Annotated in this window: 2 protein-coding genes and 1 pseudogene; all 3 read right to left on the reverse strand. The window is 36.1% G+C overall.

Annotated elements, in window-relative coordinates; all coding sequences use genetic code 11:
• Positions 1 to 93, reverse strand: a pseudogene (locus tag IDG60_RS11015) (histidine racemase CntK); the annotation flags it as partial.
• Positions 94 to 782: 689 nt separating this feature from the next.
• Entirely contained in the window at positions 783 to 1,550 is a 768-nt protein-coding gene (locus IDG60_RS11020; RefSeq protein WP_001026122.1) for an MBL fold metallo-hydrolase, read from the reverse strand.
• Between the two features lie 99 nt (positions 1,551 to 1,649).
• A partial coding sequence (locus IDG60_RS11025; protein WP_206160693.1) for an SDR family oxidoreductase occupies positions 1,650 to 2,440 on the reverse strand: 791 nt, incomplete at its 5' end.

Genomic DNA, 2,440 nt, shown 5'->3' on the forward strand with positions numbered 1-2,440 from the left:
TGCATATTCACTAGCATCATGTTTTGAATGAACAAGTATCGTCATATTCCCCGAAGGATTATACTTAGAAAATTCTATAACCTGCCGATTCATACGACACTCCTTTAGATGTATTTTTAGAGCCTCTTTTACCATAAGTAATTAGAGGCTCTTATGCAGTTGGTGCGAAGCAAGCAACTGTATTCCTCTAAAACTGTAATTTTTAGAAGATGAACCTAATATTTTCCCATCTATTAGGTAAGTCATGCTAACCCGCAAAAGCGAAAACCATGGCTCTTATGCAGTTGGTGCGAAGCAAACAACTGTATTCCTCTAAACCTTGTAATTTTTATAAAAAGAACCTAATATTTTCCCATCTATTAGGTAAGTCATGCTAATCCGCATAGTGGAAAGCATGACTTAGTAATCGGTTGTTTCATCAACATGCAACCGTAAACCTTATTTAAAGTTGCTTCTTGTGGCTCTACAAGTGAATGCAGTTGTCCGTTAACTTCATTCACTTAGATGCTTTTACTGTTTTCACCTCAACTAAAACTTCAAAAAAGTTGCAGAAAACAAATCGTAACTATTACGATTTGATTATATACTATATTAGTTGAGAATCATTGTCAATAAAGGTTGTAAATGAATGCACATTTATATTTTGATAATCTTTCCATAAACATCGTATTCTCAGCACATTCAAGTCTTTTGAAAATTTTTATCAAACAAAAAAACCAGCTTCAACGTAAAATACGTTAAAACTAGCTTTAAGCAATACACTTCATCAAATAAACAAACATTTATTTTTCAAAGGTTAATAATTCCCCGTCATTTGGTACAACAACTCTATTACCTAAGTCGTTAGAATTTATAAATTCATTCAGCTCTTTACGAGATAAATGCCAATGATTGACCGCTTCCATATGCACAACAACAATTTGCGCAAGTGGCAATGTATTAGCAACTTTTAACACATCATGTTCATCCATAACTAACGGCCCACCTTCAAAGAATTGATTTGCACCACCATTAAGAACAACAACATCTGGTTGATACGTTTTTAATGCTTTTTCAACCCCTTCAAACCAAACTGTATCTGCTGCTAAGTATAATGTCGGCTCTTCAGAATGTTTTAAAATCATGCCGTGAACATGTCCTGTCATCTTCAAAATTTCACCATGACCATGTTGAGCATCTGTTTTAATCAACTCAATTTCTCCAATGTGTGTCACATCATTAAATACAGAAACATTTGTAAACCCATAACGCTCTACTTCACTAGCATCTTCTTCATTTTGTGCGTAAATTTTAATATCTTTCGGCAATACTTCAATTGCTTTCGGATCAAAATGATCAATATGCAAATGCGTTAAAATCACTAAATCGATGTCATTTATAATGTCTTCAATTGCCATGGGTAGTTCTACAAGTGGATTTTTTTGATCTTGTCTCGGTGAATTTGGAAAAGGGTCAAATGAACCTTTATCACTTAACATTGGATCAATCAAAATGCGTTTACCTCCATACTCAATCACGGCCGTGGCATTTCTTATATGTCTAATATTCATGTTAAATCCCCCTATTTCATATGTCTGTCATTGCGACAATATGCATACATTGCCTACTTCATGCCAAATTCTTTTCCACTGGATATCGATTTTAAATAATTATTCCAATGTCCGCTTCCACGAATCATCACTTAACATCTCGCCAGGCCATGTGTAAGCCATCACACCACCATCAATTCGAATCGTCTCTCCAGTTATGAATGAACTGTCGTCAGATGCTAAGAAGACTACTAATTTAGCAACTTCTTCTGGTTTACCTAAACGTCCCAGCGGAGTCATCCATTTTTGATTTTCTCTAAATGTTTTACCTGCATCATCCTCACTCGTACCTGTCAGTTTATCTACTAACGGGGTTTCAATTGTACCTGGTGCAATTGCATTGGATCGAATGCCATCACGACCATACTCAATTGCGATTGATTTTGTAAAATTAATCACTGCGCCTTTCGCAGCATTATATCCTGAGCGATACAAATCTTCTGCCTGTCCTGAAAATGAAGACGTATTAACAATAGAGCCACCTTGATTCATCATTAAAGGTAACATCATTTTCGTCATTAAAATTGTCCCACGCATATCTACATTCATAATCTTGTCATACACATCTATTGGATACTCATGAATTCTACCAGCCGCATTATCCACACCGGCATTATTAAACAACACATCGATTCTTCCAAACTGTTCCTTTATGTCAGACACAAAGTCTACCACTTGTTGTTCATCTGAAATATCCACATTATACGCCTTCGCATTGTCACCGTTACTTTTAATTTTATCGACAGTCTCCGATACCGCTTCAGCTATGTCTACCGCCAATACATACGCACCTTCTTGAGCTAAAGCGATTGCAGAAGCTTGTCCGATACCTGTACTTGCTCCTGTTACGA

It is taken from the genome of Staphylococcus sp. EG-SA-2 (assembly GCF_017152085.1).

Excerpts from the sequence above, each read along its gene's own strand:
- IDG60_RS11020 (WP_001026122.1), bottom strand. The coding sequence starts at position 1,550 with ATGAATATTAGACATATAAGAAATGCCACGGCCGTGATTGAGTATGGA.